Source organism: Umezawaea sp. Da 62-37, assembly GCF_032460545.1.
GTDB lineage: Bacteria > Actinomycetota > Actinomycetes > Mycobacteriales > Pseudonocardiaceae > Umezawaea.
In genome coordinates, this window is sequence record NZ_CP135965.1 from 1495297 (window position 1) to 1513483 (window position 18187).

At 69.6% G+C, this 18187-nt stretch carries 21 protein-coding genes; 9 read left to right on the top strand and 12 right to left on the bottom strand.

Going from position 1 to position 18187, the window contains the following annotated elements; genetic code table 11:
• The first annotated feature begins 364 nt into the window (after positions 1-364).
• The gene (locus tag RM788_RS06220; RefSeq protein ID WP_315930539.1) at positions 365-493 is read left to right on the top strand and encodes a hypothetical protein; all 129 of its coding nucleotides are present in this window, start codon (positions 365-367) and stop codon (positions 491-493) included.
• A 180-nt stretch (positions 494-673) separates the two neighbouring features.
• Positions 674-1495: an alpha/beta fold hydrolase gene (locus tag RM788_RS06225; protein ID WP_315930540.1), complete on the top strand. Its 822-nt coding sequence runs from the start codon at positions 674-676 to the stop codon at positions 1493-1495.
• 70 nt (positions 1496-1565) lie between these two features.
• Here the strand turns inward: RM788_RS06225 and RM788_RS06230 are convergent, their stop codons facing one another.
• Both RM788_RS06230 and RM788_RS06235 read right to left on the bottom strand, forming a co-directional pair.
• Positions 1566-2189, bottom strand: a complete 624-nt coding sequence (locus RM788_RS06230) for an NADPH-dependent F420 reductase (protein WP_315930541.1) — start codon at positions 2187-2189, stop codon at positions 1566-1568.
• Positions 2190-2215: 26 nt separating this feature from the next.
• On the bottom strand, positions 2216-2950 hold the full coding sequence (locus tag RM788_RS06235) for an SDR family NAD(P)-dependent oxidoreductase (RefSeq protein ID WP_315930542.1): 735 nt from the start codon (positions 2948-2950) through the stop codon (positions 2216-2218).
• A gap of 139 nt (positions 2951-3089) precedes the next feature.
• On the opposite strand from RM788_RS06235, the gene RM788_RS06240 reads away from it, so the two are divergent.
• Complete coding sequence (locus RM788_RS06240) at positions 3090-3662, top strand: TetR/AcrR family transcriptional regulator (protein ID WP_315930543.1); 573 nt, start codon at positions 3090-3092, stop codon at positions 3660-3662.
• Positions 3663-3775: 113 nt separating this feature from the next.
• On the opposite strand, the gene RM788_RS06245 is transcribed toward RM788_RS06240, so the two are convergent.
• Together RM788_RS06245 and RM788_RS06250 are read right to left on the bottom strand one after the other, a co-directional pair.
• On the bottom strand, positions 3776-4867 hold the full coding sequence (locus RM788_RS06245; RefSeq protein ID WP_315934988.1) for a BMP family lipoprotein: 1092 nt from the start codon (positions 4865-4867) through the stop codon (positions 3776-3778).
• A gap of 232 nt (positions 4868-5099) precedes the next feature.
• Positions 5100-6161, bottom strand: a complete 1062-nt coding sequence (locus tag RM788_RS06250) for a medium chain dehydrogenase/reductase family protein (RefSeq protein WP_315930544.1) — start codon at positions 6159-6161, stop codon at positions 5100-5102.
• A 107-nt stretch (positions 6162-6268) separates the two neighbouring features.
• On the opposite strand from RM788_RS06250, the gene RM788_RS06255 reads away from it, so the two are divergent.
• Both RM788_RS06255 and RM788_RS06260 read left to right on the top strand, forming a co-directional pair.
• Positions 6269-6943 (top strand): TetR/AcrR family transcriptional regulator, encoded by a 675-nt coding sequence (locus RM788_RS06255; RefSeq protein WP_315930545.1) that lies wholly within the window; start codon positions 6269-6271, stop codon positions 6941-6943.
• A gap of 77 nt (positions 6944-7020) precedes the next feature.
• Positions 7021-7722 (top strand): TetR/AcrR family transcriptional regulator, encoded by a 702-nt coding sequence (locus tag RM788_RS06260; RefSeq protein WP_315930547.1) that lies wholly within the window; start codon positions 7021-7023, stop codon positions 7720-7722.
• A 126-nt stretch (positions 7723-7848) separates the two neighbouring features.
• Here the strand turns inward: RM788_RS06260 and RM788_RS06265 are convergent, their stop codons facing one another.
• Positions 7849-8622 carry a maleylpyruvate isomerase family mycothiol-dependent enzyme gene (locus tag RM788_RS06265; RefSeq protein ID WP_315930548.1) on the bottom strand — a complete coding sequence of 258 codons (774 nt, stop codon included), beginning with the start codon at positions 8620-8622 and terminating at the stop codon, positions 7849-7851.
• A gap of 139 nt (positions 8623-8761) precedes the next feature.
• Positions 8762-9961, bottom strand: coding sequence for an MFS transporter (locus tag RM788_RS06270; RefSeq protein ID WP_315930549.1), 1200 nt, complete (start codon positions 9959-9961; stop codon positions 8762-8764).
• 88 nt (positions 9962-10049) lie between these two features.
• Here RM788_RS06270 and RM788_RS06275 point away from each other — a divergent pair, with 88 nt between their 5' ends.
• Positions 10050-10613: a TetR/AcrR family transcriptional regulator gene (locus tag RM788_RS06275; protein WP_315930550.1), complete on the top strand. Its 564-nt coding sequence runs from the start codon at positions 10050-10052 to the stop codon at positions 10611-10613.
• A gap of 31 nt (positions 10614-10644) precedes the next feature.
• Here the strand turns inward: RM788_RS06275 and RM788_RS06280 are convergent, their stop codons facing one another.
• On the bottom strand, positions 10645-11580 hold the full coding sequence (locus tag RM788_RS06280) for a hypothetical protein (protein WP_315930551.1): 936 nt from the start codon (positions 11578-11580) through the stop codon (positions 10645-10647).
• Between the two features lie 60 nt (positions 11581-11640).
• On the opposite strand from RM788_RS06280, the gene RM788_RS06285 reads away from it, so the two are divergent.
• On the top strand, positions 11641-12222 hold the full coding sequence (locus tag RM788_RS06285; RefSeq protein WP_315930552.1) for a TetR family transcriptional regulator: 582 nt from the start codon (positions 11641-11643) through the stop codon (positions 12220-12222).
• Positions 12223-12237: 15 nt separating this feature from the next.
• Here the strand turns inward: RM788_RS06285 and RM788_RS06290 are convergent, their stop codons facing one another.
• A complete protein-coding gene (locus RM788_RS06290; protein ID WP_315930553.1) occupies positions 12238-13011 on the bottom strand; it encodes a TetR/AcrR family transcriptional regulator in 774 nt (257 codons plus the stop codon).
• A gap of 57 nt (positions 13012-13068) precedes the next feature.
• Here RM788_RS06290 and RM788_RS06295 point away from each other — a divergent pair, with 57 nt between their 5' ends.
• Entirely contained in the window at positions 13069-13923 is an 855-nt protein-coding gene (locus RM788_RS06295; RefSeq protein ID WP_315930554.1) for an alpha/beta hydrolase, read from the top strand.
• 50 nt (positions 13924-13973) lie between these two features.
• On the opposite strand, the gene RM788_RS06300 is transcribed toward RM788_RS06295, so the two are convergent.
• Entirely contained in the window at positions 13974-14528 is a 555-nt protein-coding gene (locus RM788_RS06300) for a TetR/AcrR family transcriptional regulator (RefSeq protein WP_315930555.1), read from the bottom strand.
• A 110-nt stretch (positions 14529-14638) separates the two neighbouring features.
• On the opposite strand from RM788_RS06300, the gene RM788_RS06305 reads away from it, so the two are divergent.
• Complete coding sequence (locus tag RM788_RS06305; RefSeq protein WP_315930556.1) at positions 14639-15652, top strand: NADP-dependent oxidoreductase; 1014 nt, start codon at positions 14639-14641, stop codon at positions 15650-15652.
• Positions 15653-15712: 60 nt separating this feature from the next.
• On the opposite strand, the gene RM788_RS06310 is transcribed toward RM788_RS06305, so the two are convergent.
• The 3 genes from RM788_RS06310 to RM788_RS06320 all read right to left on the bottom strand — a co-directional run bounded on the left by RM788_RS06310 (position 15713) and on the right by RM788_RS06320 (position 17634).
• Positions 15713-16408, bottom strand: a complete 696-nt coding sequence (locus RM788_RS06310) for a lysoplasmalogenase (RefSeq protein ID WP_315930557.1) — start codon at positions 16406-16408, stop codon at positions 15713-15715.
• 81 nt (positions 16409-16489) lie between these two features.
• Positions 16490-17065, bottom strand: coding sequence for a hypothetical protein (locus RM788_RS06315; protein WP_315930558.1), 576 nt, complete (start codon positions 17063-17065; stop codon positions 16490-16492).
• A 56-nt stretch (positions 17066-17121) separates the two neighbouring features.
• Positions 17122-17634 (bottom strand): hypothetical protein, encoded by a 513-nt coding sequence (locus RM788_RS06320; protein WP_315930559.1) that lies wholly within the window; start codon positions 17632-17634, stop codon positions 17122-17124.
• Positions 17635-18187 lie beyond the last annotated feature (553 nt).

The following is an 18187-nucleotide window of genomic DNA, read 5'->3' on the forward strand; positions in this document are numbered from 1 at the left end:
GACCGTCAACAACGTTGCGCTACGTGCCCGGGAACACTTCGTGGAATTGCGCAATGTCCTTCACATTGGCGGCATTCCTGGTAGGGAACTTTCGCGGCCGGAATCGGAAGTATCGGTCTGTGATGCACCTCCGCGCAGAGAACCGCCAGAGCGATTGCGCGGTCACGCGGTACTGCGCTGAGCTGGCGTTTTGCCGAGCGCGAGGGCTTCTGCTGAGGCGAAGGCGGCGAGTGTGGTCGCGGCATCACCCCACTGCGAGGGGTCCCCCGCATGAGTGGACCTGTGGAGTCGGCCGCCTGCGGCGGGTAGCCGCCAACCAGGCGGCGTTCGCTCCGCAACGACAGGCGACACGAGGAGACCCGACATGGGTGGCGAGTACACACCTTCCGCGGACACCGATGACACGGTTGCGCTGACGCTGTCCGAGATCGAGCAGCAGGTGCTGGACGAGGCGGATGGGCAGGAGCCGCACACCACCACGTCCCAGATCTGAGTCGGATGCGCGCTCGTCCGGGGGCGGCTCACATCGCCCCCGGACGAGCGCACTCCAGGAACGCGACCCGGACGTCGGCGACTTCCCGTACTACCACTGGGACACGAACAGCCGCTGTGCGACGGTGCGCTCCGAGCGGACCGCACCGTCGTCCGCCGATACGGGGGGACTCCGCCGACCATGCCCGTCGCGATGATCAACGACCTGCCGCTGCACTACACCGACTCCGGAGGGGACGGACCCGTTCTCGTCCTCGGGCACGGCTTCTTCCTGGACAGCAGCATCTTCACCGCCCAGGCGGCCGCCGTGAGCCCGCGGTGGCGGGTCCTCGCCTGGGACGCGCGAGGACACGGCGCCACCCCCGACACCACCGGAACCCCGTACACCTACTGGGACCAGGCCCGCGACGTGCTCGGCCTGCTCGACCACCTCGGCATCGACAAGGCCGTGGTCGGCGGTGTCAGCCAGGGCGGGTTCACCGCACTGCGGGTCGCACTGCTCGCCCCGGACCGGGTTGCCGGGCTGGTGCTGTGGGACACCGAGGCAACCGCCTGCCACCCCGAGGACAAGACCGGCTACCGGGCGATGTTCGACGCCCTGGCCGAGCACGGCCCGATCGACGACCTGACCGTGCCGCTCTCGACCCAACTGCTCGGGGACAGCGACCGGCGTGAGGCGTGGCGTGAGCGTTGGAGGAACACCGCCCTGCCGCTGGGCTCGGCGGCCGACTGCCTGCTGGAGCGCGACGACGTCAGCGACCGGCTCGGCGGGATCGACTGCCCGGTACTGCTGATGTGGGGCGAGCACGACGTTTCCCTGCCGCGCGACCGGATGGAGTCGCTGCGCGACCGACTGCCCGGAGCCGATCGCGTCCACGTCATCGCCGGCGCCGCGCACACACCACCGCTGACCCACGCCGACCAGGTCAACGTCCTGCTGGCCGAGTTCCTCCAGCGGCTGGAACCCTTTGGTTCCAACAAGGCGACCAGCACCCAGAGGTAGACCACAGCGCTTGCGGGCTCAGGGGCGGGAAGACCTGGGCCCGCTCGGGCAGGATCGTTCCCCCCAAGGCTCAGCCGGTGAATTCGTCGACACCGAGGGCGAAGTCCCAGTGGCCGACCCCGTTGCCCGCCAAGCCCACCGTGACCACGCCCACCCCTTCCAGCCAGTGCGCCATTTTCAGGCCGCCGACGTCCAACGGGCGCAGTCCGAGACTCTCGACGAAAGCCGCCACGTCCGCCTTGGCCTGGGCGTCGTCACCTGCCATGAAGACGTTGGGACGCCCCTTCTCCAGCACATCGCGGAAGATGGTGTTGAACGCCTTCACCACGCCGGCGCCCGCCGGGGCCACCTTGGCGACCTCCTGCGCGACCGAGGTCTCCTCGCTGTGGACCAGTCCGTCGAACGTGGCGTTGAAGGGGTTGCTGATGTCGACGATGACCTTGCCCGCGAGGGCGTCGCCGTACTCGAGGACGACCGGGACGACACCGTCGTGCAACAGGGCCGTGATGACGATGTCCCCGGCCGGGACGGCGCCCCACTTGCCCGTCGTCGTGCCGCCGCCCAGGGTTTTGGCCAGGCCCTCGGCCTTGGCCTGATCGCGTCCCATGACCTCGACGGTGTTGCCGCCCGCCACCGCGAGCGTGCCGATGGTGCGGGCCATGTTCCCCGTACCGATGAGGGTGATGCCGCTCATGAGTGTGCTCTTTTCCGTTGTGGGGTTCAGATGGCGGTGGTGCCGCCGTCGGCGACCAGTTCCAGGCCGTTGACGTAGCTGGAGTCGTCGGAGGCCAGGAACAGGGCGACGGCGGCGATCTCTTCGGGGCGGCCCATCGCCCCGCGGGGGATGAGGGACTCGAACGCGGACCTGGTCGCCTCGTCGAAGAGTTCTTCCTGCTTGGCGGTGGCGACCTGGCCGGGGGTGAGGACGTTGACCCGGATCCCGCGGTCGCGCAGTTCGTTGAGCCAGACGCGGGCCCAGGCCTGCTGGACGGCTTTGCTCCCCGCGTAGAGGCTCCAGCCGGGGAAGGCGCCGAGGGAGGCGTTGGACCCGGTCATGAGGATCGAGCCGTTGTCGTTGATCAGCGGCAGTGCCTTCTGCACGGTGAACAGGGTGCCGCGCGCGTTGAGCGAGAAGGCGCGGTGGAACTGCTCCTCGGTGATCTCGCCGAGGACGGCGGGCTCACCCATCCCGGCGCTGGCCCACAGCACGTCGATCGAGCCCTTTTCCCGCTTGACGGTGTCGTACAGGCGATCCAGGTCGTCCAGGTCGGCCGCGTCACCCTGGACGGCGGTGACGTTGCGGCCGATCAGTTCGACCGCGTCGTCGAGTGCTTCCTGCCGCCGGGCCTGGATGAAGACGTGCGCTCCCTCCTCGACGAACAGCCTGGCGCCCGCCAGTGCCATGCCGGTGGACGCGCCGGTGATCACCGCTACCTTGCCGTCGAGCTTTCCCACGATCACTCCGTTGGATTGCCGGGTATCCGAAGCAGTCCGACTCTTAAGTACACCAGACTGTGTACGTAACGTACGTGACGGTCGATCGGAGCGCAAGCTAAGTACACCGATGCGTACCGAAGCGGGCTACACTGGAGGTATGACGGAGTTGGAGAAAGGTCCCTTGGGCCGGCGGCGCGGCCGGGGCGCGCACGAGCGCATCCTCAGCGCGTCACAACAGCTGTTCCGCGATCAGGGCATCAACCGCACCGGCATGGACCAGCTCTGCGCCGCGGCCCAGGTGTCCAAGCGGACGGCCTACCAGCACTTCGCCAACAAGGACGAACTCGTCGCCGAGTACCTGCGCCGATTCGATCCCGACGTCATGCCGGGAGTGTTCGACCGCACCGACCTCACACCCCGCGAACGACTCCTCGCCGCCTTCGAGATGCCCGCGTCCACTCCCCTGTGCCCCTACATCGCGGCGGCCGTCGAACTCCACGACCCCCAGCACCCCGCGTCCCGGTACGCACGCGACTACAAGACCGCCATCGCCGCGCGGCTCACCGACGCCGCCCGCGAAGCAGGCGCCGCCGACCCCGAACAGCTCGGCGAACAACTGGCGCTGCTCATCGACGGCGCCTCGGCCCGCACCAGGGTCCTCGACAGCGATTCCTTCCCCACCGCAGCCGCCATCGCCGCCGTCCTCATCGACAACGCCATCCCCGCGTGACCTCCTCGGCAGCCCGGCGGTGGATGTGTTGACGGGCAAGGCTTTCCGCCTGCTACGGGTCGGCGATCATCGACGGCACGTCGATCCCGCACGGGACAACCGCCGGACAGCACCTACGGCTTGTCCGAGACCTTGATCCTGCCCTCGACGATCTGCGCCCTGTACCCCTCCAGGATGCCCTGCAACTTCGCGTCGATCCTGCCGCCCGACGTGGCGTAGCCGACGCCGTCCACCTTGAGGTCGAAGACCTTCGGCAACGAGGCGAGGTCGTTCTTCGCCGCCGCCCTGAAGAAGTCGTACACCGCGACGTCGACGCGCTTGAGGCTCGACGCGACGATGACGTTCCTGCTGTCCGCCAACGTCGGCTGGTTGTACTGGTCGGCGTCGCACCCGATCGCGAGCACGCCCGCCTGCTTCACCGCGGAGAAGACGCCGATGCCGGAGGCGCCCGCGGCGGGGTACAGGACGTCCGCGCCGGTCTCGATGAGCCCCTTCGCGATCTCCTGCCCCTTGGCGGGGTCCTGGAAGCCGGTGAAGTCACCGGCCGGGGTGATGTACTTCTTCTCCACCCGGATCTTCGGCGCGGCGGCCTTGGCGCCCTGCGCGTAGCCCGCTTCGAACTTCTGGATCAACGGGATGTCCACACCGCCGACGAAACCGACGTGGCACGCCTTGCTCTGGTACGCGGCCACCACTCCCGCCAGGAAAGACCCCTCCTGCTCGGCGAAGACCAGCGGTGTGACGTTGGGCGCGCCCTCCACGGCCGAGTCCACCAGACCGAACCTGACGTCCGGGAACTCCGGCGCGACGACCTTCAGCGCCTCCGTGTACGCGAAGCCGACACCGACGATCGGGTTGAAACCCTCGGACGCGAGCTGGCGCAACCGCCCCTGCTTGACCGCCTCGTCCTCGTTCGGGGCGGCGGAGAGTTCACGGGTGTTCTCCTTCTTGACGCCCATGTCCTGGATCGTCCGGTCGAACCCGGCGGCCGCGAGGTCGTTGAACGACGCGTCACCACGACCACCGATGTCGTAGGCCAGACCGATCTTCAGCGCGCTGCCGTCGACCTTCCCGCCGTCGACGGCAGTGGTGTCGGACGTGGCAGGAGCACTGGGTGGTGTCGCGAACTCGCACGCGGTACCGGTCGCCGCCGTCGAACCCGCTGCCCCACCACCGGTGTCCTTGGCGCACGCGCTCACCGCCATGAGGGTGGTCAGCGCGATCACGGCGACAGCGGTACCGGACGTACGACGGCGCACGACTCGTCTCCTCCTGCTCGACCAGCAACCCCTGCCAGGGCTTCAGCGACGGACCGTACCTCCCGCGGCGACCGTTGCGGATGAACGCTCACCTGCTGGGAACACCATCGATCGTCTGCGCGTGAACCGTGTTTCGTGCTTGATCGCGGTGGTTGGTCGTCCTTTCCGCACAGGAGGCTCAGGGGATCAGGATGATCTTGCCGAGGGTGGTCCGGCCGGAGGACTCGGAGAGTTCCATCGCCGCGGCCACCTCGGTCAGCGGGTAGCGGGCGGCGATCTTCGCGGTGAGCACGCCGTCGCGCAGGAGGGTGAAGACGTGGGTGAGGTCGGTGCGGATCCGGGCGCGGAACTCGTCGCGCTTGGCGGAGCCAGGCTTGCCCGCGCCGGACCACACGTCGTAGAAGCTCGCATGCCTGCCGGTGGGCAGGTGGTTCCAGAAAGCCAGCTTCGTCAGCACGTTCAGGAAGCTCAGCAGCACGGGAGTGGTGTCGTCGAGCTTGCTCGCGATGCTGTAGGAGATCAGGGTTCCGGTGCGGTTGAGCAGCTTGTATGAGACGGAGACGCTCGCGCCGCCGAGGTGGTCGAACACCGCGTCCACGCCGTCGGGGGCCAACTCCCGGACGCGGGCGCTGATGTCGGGATCCCGGTAGTCGATCGGCTCGACTCCGAGCTCGCGCAGCGCCTCGTGGTGGCGCGGGTTCGCCGTGCCGATCACGCGGGCGCCCGCGTGCCGGGCGAGCTGGGTCAGCAGGGTGCCGACCCCTCCGGCGACGCCGAGGACGAGCACGGTCTGGCCCGCCTGGACCTTCGCCCGGTGGAGCATCTGGTAGGCGGTCAAGCCGTTGACGGTGACCGTCTCCGCCTCCTCCGCGCTCACCCCGTCGGGCACCTCGACCAGGTCGGCCGCGTCGAGCACGACGGCCGTGGCCCAGGCGCCGGTCTTGGTCAGCGAGGCGACGCGCTTGCCGACCAGCGCGCGGTCCACGTCGGGGCCGACCGCCTCGACGACGCCCGCGAGGTCGTAGCCGGGCACGAACGGGAACGCGGGTTGGCCGTAGTAGCGGCCGCGGCGCATCGCGCTCTCCGCGAAGGACACCGCGGCCGCTTCGACGCGCACCAGCGCCTGACCGGCGGTGGGCGCGGGCAGCGTGCGCCGGGTCGCGCGCAGTCCGGTCGCCGCGACCTTGCCGGGCAGGACCATCTCGGTCGCCGTGGTGGTGGGGTTGTTCGTCTCGGGCATGTCCTGCTCCTCGTCGATGCGCAACACTGCGTCACTCAGTTAATGGTCGTAACTATGTATCGATGTGTCATAGTGTGTCAACCCGTTGCTCAAGCGAGGTGGGTGCGATGAGTGAGCACGAACCGACCCGCCGCGAGAGGTCCCGCCGCCGGACCGTGGCGGAGATCAAGGCCGCGGCGATGGACCAGGTGCGCGAGGCAGGCGCGGAGTCGCTGTCCCTCAACGCGATCGGGCGCACCATGGCGATGTCGGCGGCCGCGCTGTACCGGTACTTCGACGGCCGGGACGAACTGCTCGCCGAACTGGCCGCCGACGTCCACCGGGAACTCGCCTGCGCGCTGGAGGTGGCTGTCCGGGGCGGATCCGCCGCCGCGCGGGTCCGTTCGGTCGCGAACGCCTACCGGGACTGGGCGCTGGCCAACCCCCACGCCTACCGCCTGGCCCACGGGCCCCACGGCTCGGGTCGGCACCACGCCGCCGACCGCATCGTGCCCGCCGCACAGCGGAGCATGAACGTGCTGCTTGCCGTCGTCGTCGAGGTCGGGGAACCCACCGGCGCGCCCGTCCCGGCCGAACTGGAGCGGCAGATCCGGCGCTGGAAGAGCGACCTCCCCGTCGCGGTGCTGCACTTCGGGCTGGTCTGGTGGGGCAGGTTGCACGGCCTGATCAGCCTCGAACTGGGCACCCACCTGGCCGCGACCGGCGTGGATCCCGCGTTGCTCTACCAGGGTGAGATCGACGCTCTGCTGGCCGGACTGCGCCACCCGACCCCCTCGGCGTGACGGTCCGACAGGCGCGTTACCGGTCGTAGCGCTACGCGCTACCCTTCCCGACTCGCACGGCCCGTTACGATGCGTCGATGACCGAACAGGCACCCGTGATGAGCAGGCGTGAACGGCTACGGGCCCAGACGTTCCAGGAGATCGAGGACTCGTCCTTCGCGATCATCGACGCGGAGGGCGTGCACGCGTTGACGATCGCGGCCCTCGCCCGGAGCATGGCGATGTCCGCGCCCGCGGTGTACCGCTACTTCCCCTCGCGCGACGCCCTGCTCGCGCACCTGATCACGGTGTCGTACCGGCAGTTGACCACGGCGATGAGCGAGGCCGTGGACGGGGTGCCGCGGGGGCCGCGCGTGCTCGTGGGGCTGCTCGTCGCCGCGTACCGCGACTGGGCGCTGAGCCACCGGCGGCGCTACGGGATGCTGTTCGCCGACCGCGACGACAACGCGCTGGCCGACGAGTCGGCGCGGACCCCGCTGCACCAGGGGATGGCGCTGCTCGTCGACTTGCTGGCGGCCGTCCAGACCACCGCGTCCGCCGCGCCCACCAGTGGCGACCCCGTCCTGGACGGGCAGTTGACGCTGTGGGCGGGCTCGCAGGATCGGGCAGGCACCACCCCGAGCGCGGCCGCCGCGGCGATCCTGATCTGGACGCGGGCGCACGGGGTCATCAGCCTGGAACTGGCCGGGGTGTTCGAGAACGCCACCATCGACGCGCAGCGCCTGATCGACCTGGAGATCGACAACGCCATCCGCCCCCTGGTGGCGGCCGTGCCGTGACCGGTCGTCCATCGGCGACACGCGCGTCCCCTGCGCACCAGGGCGTGGTCGCGGCGGATTTCCGGGTGGCAGGACGACATCACGTCCTGCCATCCGGTATCAAGTCGGTCGCGCCGCCCCGTCCCGTCAGAAGCCGGGGAACACGCGGCGCAAGTCGTCGAGCGCGACGGCGCCCTCGACGGTGACCCCGGTGTCGTACGGCGCCTTGAGACGGCCGCTGATCAGTCGGACCAGCGCTTCCGGCGGCCCGTTGAACGTCGCCGAAGGCGACTCGAGGTGGTCCACGACGGCGACCGAGTCGTCGATCACCAACCCGCCACCGGGGATCGCGAGGGACACCGGGTTCGCGAGCTCGGCGGGCTTGCCGAGGAAGCCCAGCAGGAAGCCCAAGGGCCCGGCCAGCAGTTCGAGGAGCACCGCGGCCGAGTCGGCGGCCACCCCGGCGTCCGGGTCGAAGGCCACGCGCACGTCCCACGAGTGGTTGGCCACCTCGCTGAGCCGCATGCCCAGCGCGGTCGCCAGCGGGACCGGCTCCGGCAGGAACCCGAGGTCGACGGTCAGCGACGAGCGCTGCTCGGGGGTGAGCGCCTCGACGGTGTCGAGCCAGCGGCCGCCGTGCTCCAGGAAGCCCTCGACCTGCGCTCGCGGCGCGGACGCGTCCCAACGGGCCCAGATCGCCTGGTTGTCCTCGGCCGCCACGGTCTCCCCGGCTGCCCGCGCGATCGGCGCAAGGCCGATCTCCGCGCCGCTGCCGAGGTGGGAGACAGCCTGGGCGACAGTCCATTCCGAGGCACCGCTGGGAGTGGCCAACTGGTCGTCGGTGAGGCTGCGGACGAGGTCGGCGAGCACGTCGTGCTCGGAGCGCAGGGCGGTGATCGTGCGGTCCACGAGTTGACTCATGCAATGGTCAACTCCCAAGTGGACTCGTGTGTTCCGCTGATCACCGCAAGGGGGAACTCCCAGGCCTGCCGGTCATGGCCGCGGCGTCGGATGTCGTTGCTCCGGGCCGGATGCGGAAGATCCGCCGCCACCGCGCGGATCAGGTGCGAACCAGTGCCACCTCTCGGCGGGCCCGGACGATCCCCGCGACCGCCGCGAGCAGAACCAGCGCGACCTCCAGCGCCCCGTACACGACAGCGGTCGGCTTGAGCCCGAACCGCACGACGGCAAGCCCGGCCGCGAGCGCGGGCACGCTGAACGCGAGGTAGCTGACGATGTACATCGTCGCGAACACCTGCCCCCGCTGGGCGGCGGGCGCCGCCTCGCCGAGCGCGCTCACGGCGAACCGGAACACCGCGCCGAAGCCGATCCCGGCGACCACCGACCCGACCACGTAGAGCGGCAACGCGCCCATCAGCATCGCCTCGATCGTGAGCAGGACGCCGGCGGCGAGGGTCCCGTAGCCGAACCACTCGCGGAGTCGAGGCGGGAGGACTGTCGAGACGACGGTGCCCGCCACCCCCGCGGCGAAGAACGCCCCGAGCACGATTCCCACGACGAAATGGCTGCGCACGTCGAGGACGGAGCCGAGCACCGACGACCCCAGCGACAGGTACAGGCCGCCGAGCGCCCACGTCGCGGCGATCGACGGGACCAGCGCGAAGAAGACGGGCCGCGTGGCGGCCGGAAGCCCGGCGCTCGGCAGGAGCGACCGCAGGACCGATTCCCGCGACGTCGACTCGGGGCGGGCGCGTTCGGGGATCAGCCACACGAGCGCCGCGAGCACCAGGTGGACCACGGCGAGGATCCAGAAGACGAGTTGGCGCGGGAGGGGTGCGAACTCGACCAGGGCGCCGGCGAGGACCGCGCCGATCGCGATTCCCAGTGGCGGGACCGCGCTGCTGACCATCGAGCCGAACCGCGGGTCCGGCGCCGAATCCATGATCATGGCGGTGGTGGTGCCCGCGGCGGCGCCGACGGCGAGGCCCTGCACGATCCGCGCGGCCATCAGTCCGCCGGGACCTCCGGCGACCGTGAAGAGCAGCATGCCCAGCGCGAGGAGCACCAGGGCCGCGGAGGCGACGGGCCGACGCCCCACCCGGTCGGAGAGAGAGCCGACGGTCAGCAGGGCGGTGAGCAACGCGAAGACGTAGACGGCGAAGACGACCGTCAGCGTGAACGACGAGAAGCCCCAGAGGCGCTGGTAGACGGGGTAGAGCGGCGATGGCGCCGAGGCCGCCGTCAGCGTCGCGTCGCCCGCGGCCCCGGCGACGAGGAACGAGGCTGGACGGTCGAGCACTGGACCTCCTCGGAAAGCAATGATTTTTGCTTTAGCCACTGTAGGCCAGGATCTTGTTAAAGCAAACTTCTTTGCTTACGCTGGTGACATGCCCGACCAAGCAGCCGCGAGTCGTCCCGGAGGACGGAGCAGCCGGGTGCTGGACGCGATCTACACCTCGGTCGGCGAACTCGTGGGCGAGGGTGTCGACAAGATCAGCTTTCCCGTCATCGCCGAGCGGGCCGGGGTCAACCCGACGACGCTCTACCGGCGCTGGGACGACGTGAACGCGCTTCTGGAGGAAGTGGCGGTCGCCGCCCTGACGCGGGACGGCGAGTCGGTTCCCGACACCGGCTCGCTCGAACAGGACCTGGCGCAGTGGGCGGACATCATCGCCCGCGACATCACCCGTCCCGAGCGGACCCGGTACCTGCGCGCGATGGTGTCGGCACGCGTCGAGATCGTCTCGGCCTGCCCGGTCACGGAGACGCGGTGCGAGCAGGCGTCGGAGATGGTGCGGCGCGCCCGTGAACGCGGGGAGACGACACCGACGGTCCCGCAGATCCTCGACCACGTCATCGCACCGCTGTACCACCACGTCGTGTTCGCGCTACCGGTCGACCACGGGTACGCCCGACGGCTGGTCGGCGACGTGCTGGCCATGGTGCGCTGAGCCGGTATCGGAAGACCGTTCGCGGGAACCGCTACCCGAACTCGGCGATCAGCCGCCGGTAGATCTCGAACGCCACTTTGGGCGTGTAGTCGTCGTTGAGCAGGCCCAGCCGGTGCAGCGGTTGGTCGTGGCGGCTGTCGGCGTCGCGGAGGGCGAAGTGCTCGTAGGCGGTGATGTTGAGCGGCCCGGCCGCGCCGACGACGGTCCGGACGACGGTCTCGAGCACCTCAGCCTGGCGCGCTTCCGAGCGGGCGGGGCCGGTGCCCCAGCCGTGTTCGGTGACGCGCATCGGCACGGACGCGGGGACGCCCGCGGCCTTGAGGCTCTGCTCGCGGAACGCGGTGAGCGTCGCCAGGACGATCTCGGCGAACCCGCCTTCGGGGACCGGGTGGAACACGTCGGGGAAGAAGTCGAGGCCGACGTAGTCCAGGGCGTCGAGGAACGCGGGACCGCCGCGGCGACCGAGGTCGGTCCAGAACTCCTGCGCGGGGTCGAAGACCGCGGTGGAGTTGCAGCCGATCCGCACGTCCAAGCCGAGCGCGTCCGCCTCGCGCTTCGCGGCCACGACGCCCTCGACCAGCGCTCGGCGCACGGCGGGGAACTCACCGTCGCCGCCGGGGCCCGCATGGTTCGGCTCCTCCGTGATCTGAAGCGCGGCCAGGCGCGACCCGTGCCGTCGCAACAGGCCTCTGAGGTGCTCCAGCCAGCCGGTGAGGTCCTCCCCCGGCTCCCGGAAGCACACGACGAGGTCGAGGAGGCGGCGGTCGGTCACGTGGAACTCGGGACTCGGCGGGGCCTGGACCAGGCCGGGTGAGACGTCGCTGTAGTGCGAGTAGCAGCGGACCAGGAACGGGCGGTCGCCGTGCAGCTCGTCGAGCGCGGCCCTGGTCTGCTCGGGCCGCTCCGGCGGGGAGCCGTCGTCCGTGCCGATGAGGCCGCCCGCGTAGACGCCGAAGGTGAAGGTCATGGGGCGACGGTAGATTATTTTTGATGTGACACCAAATTTGATGTGGGTTAAGATTCCACCGTGGGACTCCGGGAAGAGAAGAAGGCCGCGACACGGGCGGCGCTCAGCGACATCGCGACGGGCCTGTTCGCCGAACGCGGCTTCGACGCCGTGACGGTGGCCGAGGTCGCCGCGGCGGCACGGGTGTCGGTCAACACCGCGTTCAACTACTTCCCCACCAAGGAGGACCTGTTCTTCGACCGGCAGGACGCCGTGGTCGACCGGCTGGCGGCCGCCGTCCGGACCGGCGGGATCGAGGGGGTGCGCGACGCGTTCCTGGCCGAACTGCGACGCGACGAACCCACGCTCGCACTGTCGGATAGGGCGACCCGGTTCTGGGCGGTGGTCGACGGAAGCCCCGCGCTCCAGGCCCGACTGCGGCACATCGGGGAGTTGGCCGAGCAGGCGCTGGCGGAGGCACTGGTCGACGACCCGATGCCGCGGATCACCGCGGCCGTGCTGGCGGGGGTGGACCGGGCGCTGCACGACGAGATCCGCCGCCGCACGCTCGCGGGCGAGCCCCCGGCGGACATCCGTTCGGCGGTCGGAGATCTGACCGAACGGGCTTACGACCGGGTGCTCGACGGCCTCCGGACGCGCTGACGGGGGCGTGCGGGATCAGTGATCGGCCTTGGCGCCGTTGAGGAGGAAGCGCACCGTCCGCTTCAACTGCGCGCGGGCGGCGCGTTCCACGTAGCCCTGCGAAGGATCGTCGTCGGGGTCCTCGTCCGGGGCGGCGGAGCCGGAGCGCGCGCTCAGCGGGAACCGGTCGGCGAAGTCGGGCGCGGACTCGGCCATCGCCGTCGACTGGGCTCGCCACCACTGCTCGTCGCTCATCCCGGTGGCGCGCTCGGCGTGCCGGGCATCGGCGATGAGGCGTCCGGTGCTCCGGCACAGCGTCAGCAGCGCCGAGGCGATGGTTCCGTCCTGTGTGGACGTCAAGGCGAACGGTCGCAGGCGCCGCAGCAGTGATTCGAGCACCTCCTGCTCGTGCGGGCCGAGCACGGGTCGCGACCAGGAGAGATCGGCGAGCCAGTGGTGGCTCGCGTACAGGTCGGTCAGGGCAACCGCCCAGCCCTGGACCTGTTCCACGCCCTCCGCGCCGTCCGGCGGCGCGAACTCGGCGTGGGCGGCGTCGTACATCAACCGCAGGAGCGTGTCCTTCCCGTCCACGTAGGAGTACAGCGCCATCGGCGTGCGGCCAAGGCGGTCGCCGACCAGGCGCATCGACAGCGGCGGCCCGTCGCGGTCGTCGGCGACCGAGATGCCCGCCCGCACGATCGCCTCCATCGTGAGCTGCGCCTTCGGGCCCGGACGCGGACCCGTCGGCCGCTCGGGATTCCAGAGCAGCCGCAGCAGTCCGGCATCGGAAACGTCGCCTTGCCTCGCCATGGGTCTCTTTATACCGTAGAGTGTTAATACCGTACACCGTAGACCATTGGAGACGACGTGACCGAGTTGGCTGTGACCCTGCACGACGGCACCACCCTGACGGCGACCGTCACCGGGACGGGACCCGCGGTGGTGCTGCCGGTCCGGACTTCACCCCACGACGAGGCGACAGCGGAGAACATGCGCCAGTGGGGCGCGGACCCCGACCTCGGCGCGACGCTCGTGCACGGGCTCTCCGACCGGTTCCGGGTGATCGCCGCCGACTACGAGGGCCATCGCCTGGAGCACCCGGCGGCCGGGACGCTGACCCCGGACAACCTCGCCGCCGACCTGCTCGCCATCGCGGACGCGGCCGGGGCGGACCGCTTCGCCTACTACGGGTATTCCTGGCTAGCCCTGGCAGGCCTTCAGCTCGCCGTGCGCACCGATCGGTTGTGGGGCCTGGTGATGGGCGGCTACCCACCCGCGGGTGGTCCGTACCGGGCGATGCTCGACGTCACGCGCGCGGCTCACGAAAAGGCGTCGGCACCACAGGAACCCGCCCGCGAGCCGGTAACCCCCGGTGACTGGGACGCCGCCGGGATCAGCGTCGACGACCGGGTGACGGCGCAGTTCGTCACGCTCTACGAGGCGTTGCAGGACTTCGACGACACCACGGCCCAGAAGGCGCTTTCCATGCCCCGCCTCGCCTTCGCCGGCAGTGAGGACGACATCACCTACGGCCCCGGCTGGGGCGACACGGTCGTCACGATCGCCCAACCGCTCACCCGGCACCGCGACGAGCTGACCGGCCAGGGCTGGGCCGTCGAACTCCTCGCCGGACTCGACCACATGAGCGGCATGCACAGCTCGAACGTCCTGCCGCTGCTGCGCGACTGGCTGATCGCGAACGCCCCGCACCCGGCCGGATAGACCCGCGGACGAACCCGGCCCCCGCCGCCCCGGCTACCGACAGCGTCGCGTCAGACCGCCCGATCCGTCAGGACCGCGCCCAGCACCACGTCGAAAAGCCGCTTGGCGCGTGCTTCGTGCCCCGGTTGGTCGCCGAGCCAGGCGAACGCCGACACCAGCGCGAAGATGTCCGCGCCATCGACGTCGGTCCGCGCCACGTCCGCGTCCTGGGCGCGGGTGAGCAGCCGGGCCCCGGCCGCGCGCAGGGCGACGCAGGAGGCATGGAGGGCGGACTCCGGCTCTTCGATGGCCTTCACCATCGACGTCACCACCCCGTTGTGGTGCGTCGTGAACGCGACGAAGTCGCGCAGCCATCCCGTCAGCGCCTGCTGCGGCGAGCCGGTGGTCTCGACCTCGGCCGCTCGTGCCGTCAGCTCGTCGAAGCTCGTGCGGAGCAGGGCCTCCAGCAGTGATTCCCGCGTCGGGAAGTGCCGCAGCAGCGTCGCCAGCCCGACCTCGGCCTTGCGGGCGATGTCGCGCATCGACGCGTCGACGCCCTGTTCGGCGAGGACGGCGCCCGCCACGACGAGCAGGCGGTCGCGATTGGCCCGGGCGTCCGCCCTCATGGGTCCCCCTTGACTAACCGGATCACTGACCCATATATTCGGATCAGTGATCCGGAAAAACGGATCTCTGGTTCACTTAGTCTAGCCCGCGAGAGACGCAGGAGAACGCTGTGCCGTCACAGACCATGAAGGCGATCCGGCTGCACGAGTTCGGCGGCCCCGAAGTGCTGCGGTACGAAGAGGTTCCGGTTCCCGAGGCCGGGCCCGGCGAGGTGCTCATCCGCGTGCACGCGGTCGGCCTGAACCCTCCCGACTGGTACGCGCGGGATGGCATGCCCGGCGTGCCCGCCGAGCTGAAGCCCCCGATCCACCTGCCCCTGATCCCCGGCACCGACGTCTCGGGCGTCGTGGCGGCCGTCGCCGACGACGTCGACGCCTTCGCGGTCGGCGACGAGGTGTTCGGGATGCTGCGCTTCCCCACCGCCCTGCAGAGCGACGCCTACGCCGAGTACGTCACCGCGCCGGCGTCCGACCTCGCCCGCAAGCCCGCCACCGTCGACCACGCGCAGGCCGCGGGCCTGGCCATGTCGGGGCTGACCGCGTGGCAGTTCCTGATCGAACTCGGACACGACCACGCCTCGCCGTTCCAGGAGGCCCGACACCGCCCGATGGCCCTCGACAGCGGCAGGACGGTGCTCGTCAACGGCGCGGCGGGTGGCGTGGGACACCTCGCGCTCCAACTGGCCAAGTGGAAGGGCGCCCGCGTCATCGCCGTGGCCTCCGGCGCCCACGAGACCTTCCTGCGCGACCTCGGCGCCGACGAGTTCATCGACTACACCAAGGAACGGCCCGAGGAAGCCGTCCGCGACATCGATCTCGTCCTGGACAACGTCGGAGGTCCCCGCAGCCGGCGTTTCCTGCGCACCCTCAAGCGCGGCGGGGCCCTCTACCCGGTGTACTTCGGCGAGTTCGACGACGAGGAGAACACGAAGCTCGGCGTCACGGTCACCGCGACCCAGGTCCGCGCGAACGGCGCGCAGCTCACCGAACTCGCCCGGCTGCTCGAGGACGGCACGATCCGGGTGGCCATCGACAGCACCTTCCCGCTCCAGGACGCCCAAGCCGCGCACAAGCGGGCTGCCGAGGGGCACCTGCGGGGCAAGATCGTGCTGACGGTCGCCTGACCGCGAAGGCCTTCTCCTGCTGCGGGGGCTCGGGCGCGGATGGACAGGTCGACGATGACGTCACACCACGCTCGGGCTCCGGTTCCTGCTTGCGCGCGACACACCGGCAGCGATCAGCGCCTGAGCGGACAGGTAGGTCAGCATCACCCAGAAACCCGGTACCGGCGGGTCGTACCACTTGGCGAAGGCGTCCAGGGCGATCAGTCCGTCGGAGACGAAGAACAGCGCACCGCCGACCGCCACCAGCCGGTTGACGCCGGTCGCCAGCACGGCCATCAGCGCCAGGCACAAGCCGTAGCCGATCACCGGGACGAGCAGGCCGCCCGCGCCCGGCGCACAGCTGACCAACAGGGCGCCGAACGCGAGCACGTACCAGACCAGCGCGGGCCTTCGCAGCACCGAACGCCGCCGTGAAGGCCAGAACGCCACCGCGTAGACGACTTGGGCGCAGAGGAACAAGCCCACCATGACCAGGAACCGGGCGTCACCGGAGAACAGCGCCGGAACGCTGTCACCCAGCCACGAGAACGCAAGCGCCACCAGCACCAGGCGCACCAACCGCGCCCGTGGCGCTCCGGCGGTCGCGAACCAGACGACCGCGGCGAGCACCGGCATCAGCAGGCACTGGGTGATCCTGGCGGTTCCGCCCGCACCGACGAGCTGGGCGACGAGGTGACCGACCGAGAGGACGGCGAACAGCGCACCAGCCGCCAGCACAGCGGGGTCGGCGGACAACGTGGCACGGACCCTGATCATGGTGCTCCTGCGGATCGGTGGTGACCGACGATCGTGCCACGTCATCAACCACCACAGGTAGGCACAACACCCGAACCGATGTCACTTGCAGTTGTTCTGCTTCTCAGCGGAAGTCATGGGGCGGCTTTGCTCCACGATGTCGCCATCGCCACCTTCGGGATTGGGGCCGGTGATCGTGACGTTCTCCGCGAACCAGAAGTGGGCGCCGTCGATCGGTTTTGCCTGTTGGTAGACGAACTTGCCGGTGATCTTCTGCAACGCGGGCCCGCGGTCGAACCAGCCCACCTCACCGGGTTTCAAGTTGATCTGCCGCGAGATGGTGACCGTTCGGGTTTTCTGCCACGTCTTGCTGTAGCTGAGCTTGAAAGTGGCCGAGAAGACCTCGAAGCTGGCTCCGGTGGTGACCTCGCCGCCCACGTTGTCGGTCGTGCCGTCGGTCGCCGAATCGGTGAGGGTCTTGGTGGAAACCTCCGAGGTGCAGTTGAACGTCCTCCCCGTGAGCTGCTTCTTCTCACCGGTGAGAGTGGTCGGGGCTCCATCGGGCACGAAACCGCAACTGCCCGAGTTCTGGTTGCACCACTGGACGATCTGCTTGCGGGTCGGTTCAGCGGACACCGAGGCCGGCGCGACGGCGGTGGTCGCGAACATCGCCGACACGGCCAGGAGGGATGCTGCCGTTTTCTTCATTTCTCTTCCTTCCTCGTGCTTCCGCGTCAGCAGTTGCGCTCGATGGTGTGCCGCACCAGGCCGTAGGGCTTCTCGGCATCACCGTTGTCGGTCCAGTACTGCTGGGCGGACACACCGGCGGTCACGACGATCGAGGTGGTGCCCTTGGGGCAGGCCACGGCGCTCTTCATCGTGGCCGTCAGACCCAGCCCGTCCTCCTTGGAGACCGCCAACACCGCAGACTTGTTGCTCTGGATGGTGGTGTCCTTCTTCCGGAACTCGATCAGGAACTGCACGGAAAGGTCGCACGGCTGATCCGCGAACCAGCCGAAGCCCTTGTAGAAGTAGCAATCGGCAATGGTTTCGGCACGGAAGTTCTTGCCGTCGACGAGGGCGCAGACACCGACGTTGAGCTTGTTGTTGTCGCGTTCACTGCGCACTTCGGTCGTTGCACCGGTGCAGAGCCTTTCCGCTCTGTCCGTGGCGGTTTCGGCTTGAGCCGGAGGACTCACGGCAAGCAGGCCGAACAATGCGCAGCACAGAATGACGATCTTTCGCATGTGATCCTCCGGATTGCTCGAGACAGAGGTTCGATCACAGATTGGGCCAATGCGGCCTCGGTCAATATAACGACCGGGATGGTCTGCGGACAAGAAGCCCGACTCACCCCGAATGGTTGTTCTTTTTCACCATGATCCCACCCGGAGGAATGAAGAAACCCGACTGCGAATTCACCGTCCGCGCCTTCGCCATCGGGTAGAACACCCGAAGCAGTGCCGACCCCTCACGACAGAGCGTTGTTCCGACGAAGTGCAACACCGGGAGTCACGATCATGCCCCGCGCCGCTCACGCGGTTCGAGGTTTGACCGGCCCGCAACTGCGGGAGCGCGGGTTCCCACGCCACCGGGGACGTTTCCTCCGCGAAATCACCTGGGGGCAGCGGTTTGCCTGGTGTTGGTACTTCGACGACCACGAGCGCCGGTTCCTGGGGGCCGAGTACCGCAGGGTCGACGACGACCACCTGAGGCTGGCGCCACCTACTACACCTCTTTCCGGGGCGGATCGAGGACGAAGGTCGACCGTGCCCCGACGGGGTCGCCGGCGATCGCGGC

Coding starts and splice junctions, on each gene's coding strand:
- RM788_RS06220 (WP_315930539.1), top strand. CDS start 365: ATGGGTGGCGAGTACACACCTTCCGCGGACACCGATGACACGGTTGCG.
- RM788_RS06225 (WP_315930540.1), top strand. CDS start 674: ATGCCCGTCGCGATGATCAACGACCTGCCGCTGCACTACACCGACTCC.
- RM788_RS06230 (WP_315930541.1), bottom strand. CDS start 2,189: ATGAGCGGCATCACCCTCATCGGTACGGGGAACATGGCCCGCACCATC.
- RM788_RS06240 (WP_315930543.1), top strand. CDS start 3,090: ATGACGGAGTTGGAGAAAGGTCCCTTGGGCCGGCGGCGCGGCCGGGGC.
- RM788_RS06245 (WP_315934988.1), bottom strand. CDS start 4,867: ATGGCGGTGAGCGCGTGCGCCAAGGACACCGGTGGTGGGGCAGCGGGT.
- RM788_RS06250 (WP_315930544.1), bottom strand. CDS start 6,161: ATGCCCGAGACGAACAACCCCACCACCACGGCGACCGAGATGGTCCTG.
- RM788_RS06255 (WP_315930545.1), top strand. CDS start 6,269: ATGAGTGAGCACGAACCGACCCGCCGCGAGAGGTCCCGCCGCCGGACC.
- RM788_RS06260 (WP_315930547.1), top strand. CDS start 7,021: ATGACCGAACAGGCACCCGTGATGAGCAGGCGTGAACGGCTACGGGCC.
- RM788_RS06265 (WP_315930548.1), bottom strand. CDS start 8,622: ATGAGTCAACTCGTGGACCGCACGATCACCGCCCTGCGCTCCGAGCAC.
- RM788_RS06275 (WP_315930550.1), top strand. CDS start 10,050: ATGCCCGACCAAGCAGCCGCGAGTCGTCCCGGAGGACGGAGCAGCCGG.
- RM788_RS06280 (WP_315930551.1), bottom strand. CDS start 11,580: ATGACCTTCACCTTCGGCGTCTACGCGGGCGGCCTCATCGGCACGGAC.
- RM788_RS06290 (WP_315930553.1), bottom strand. CDS start 13,011: ATGGCGAGGCAAGGCGACGTTTCCGATGCCGGACTGCTGCGGCTGCTC.
- RM788_RS06300 (WP_315930555.1), bottom strand. CDS start 14,528: ATGAGGGCGGACGCCCGGGCCAATCGCGACCGCCTGCTCGTCGTGGCG.
- RM788_RS06310 (WP_315930557.1), bottom strand. CDS start 16,408: ATGATCAGGGTCCGTGCCACGTTGTCCGCCGACCCCGCTGTGCTGGCG.
- RM788_RS06320 (WP_315930559.1), bottom strand. CDS start 17,634: ATGCGAAAGATCGTCATTCTGTGCTGCGCATTGTTCGGCCTGCTTGCC.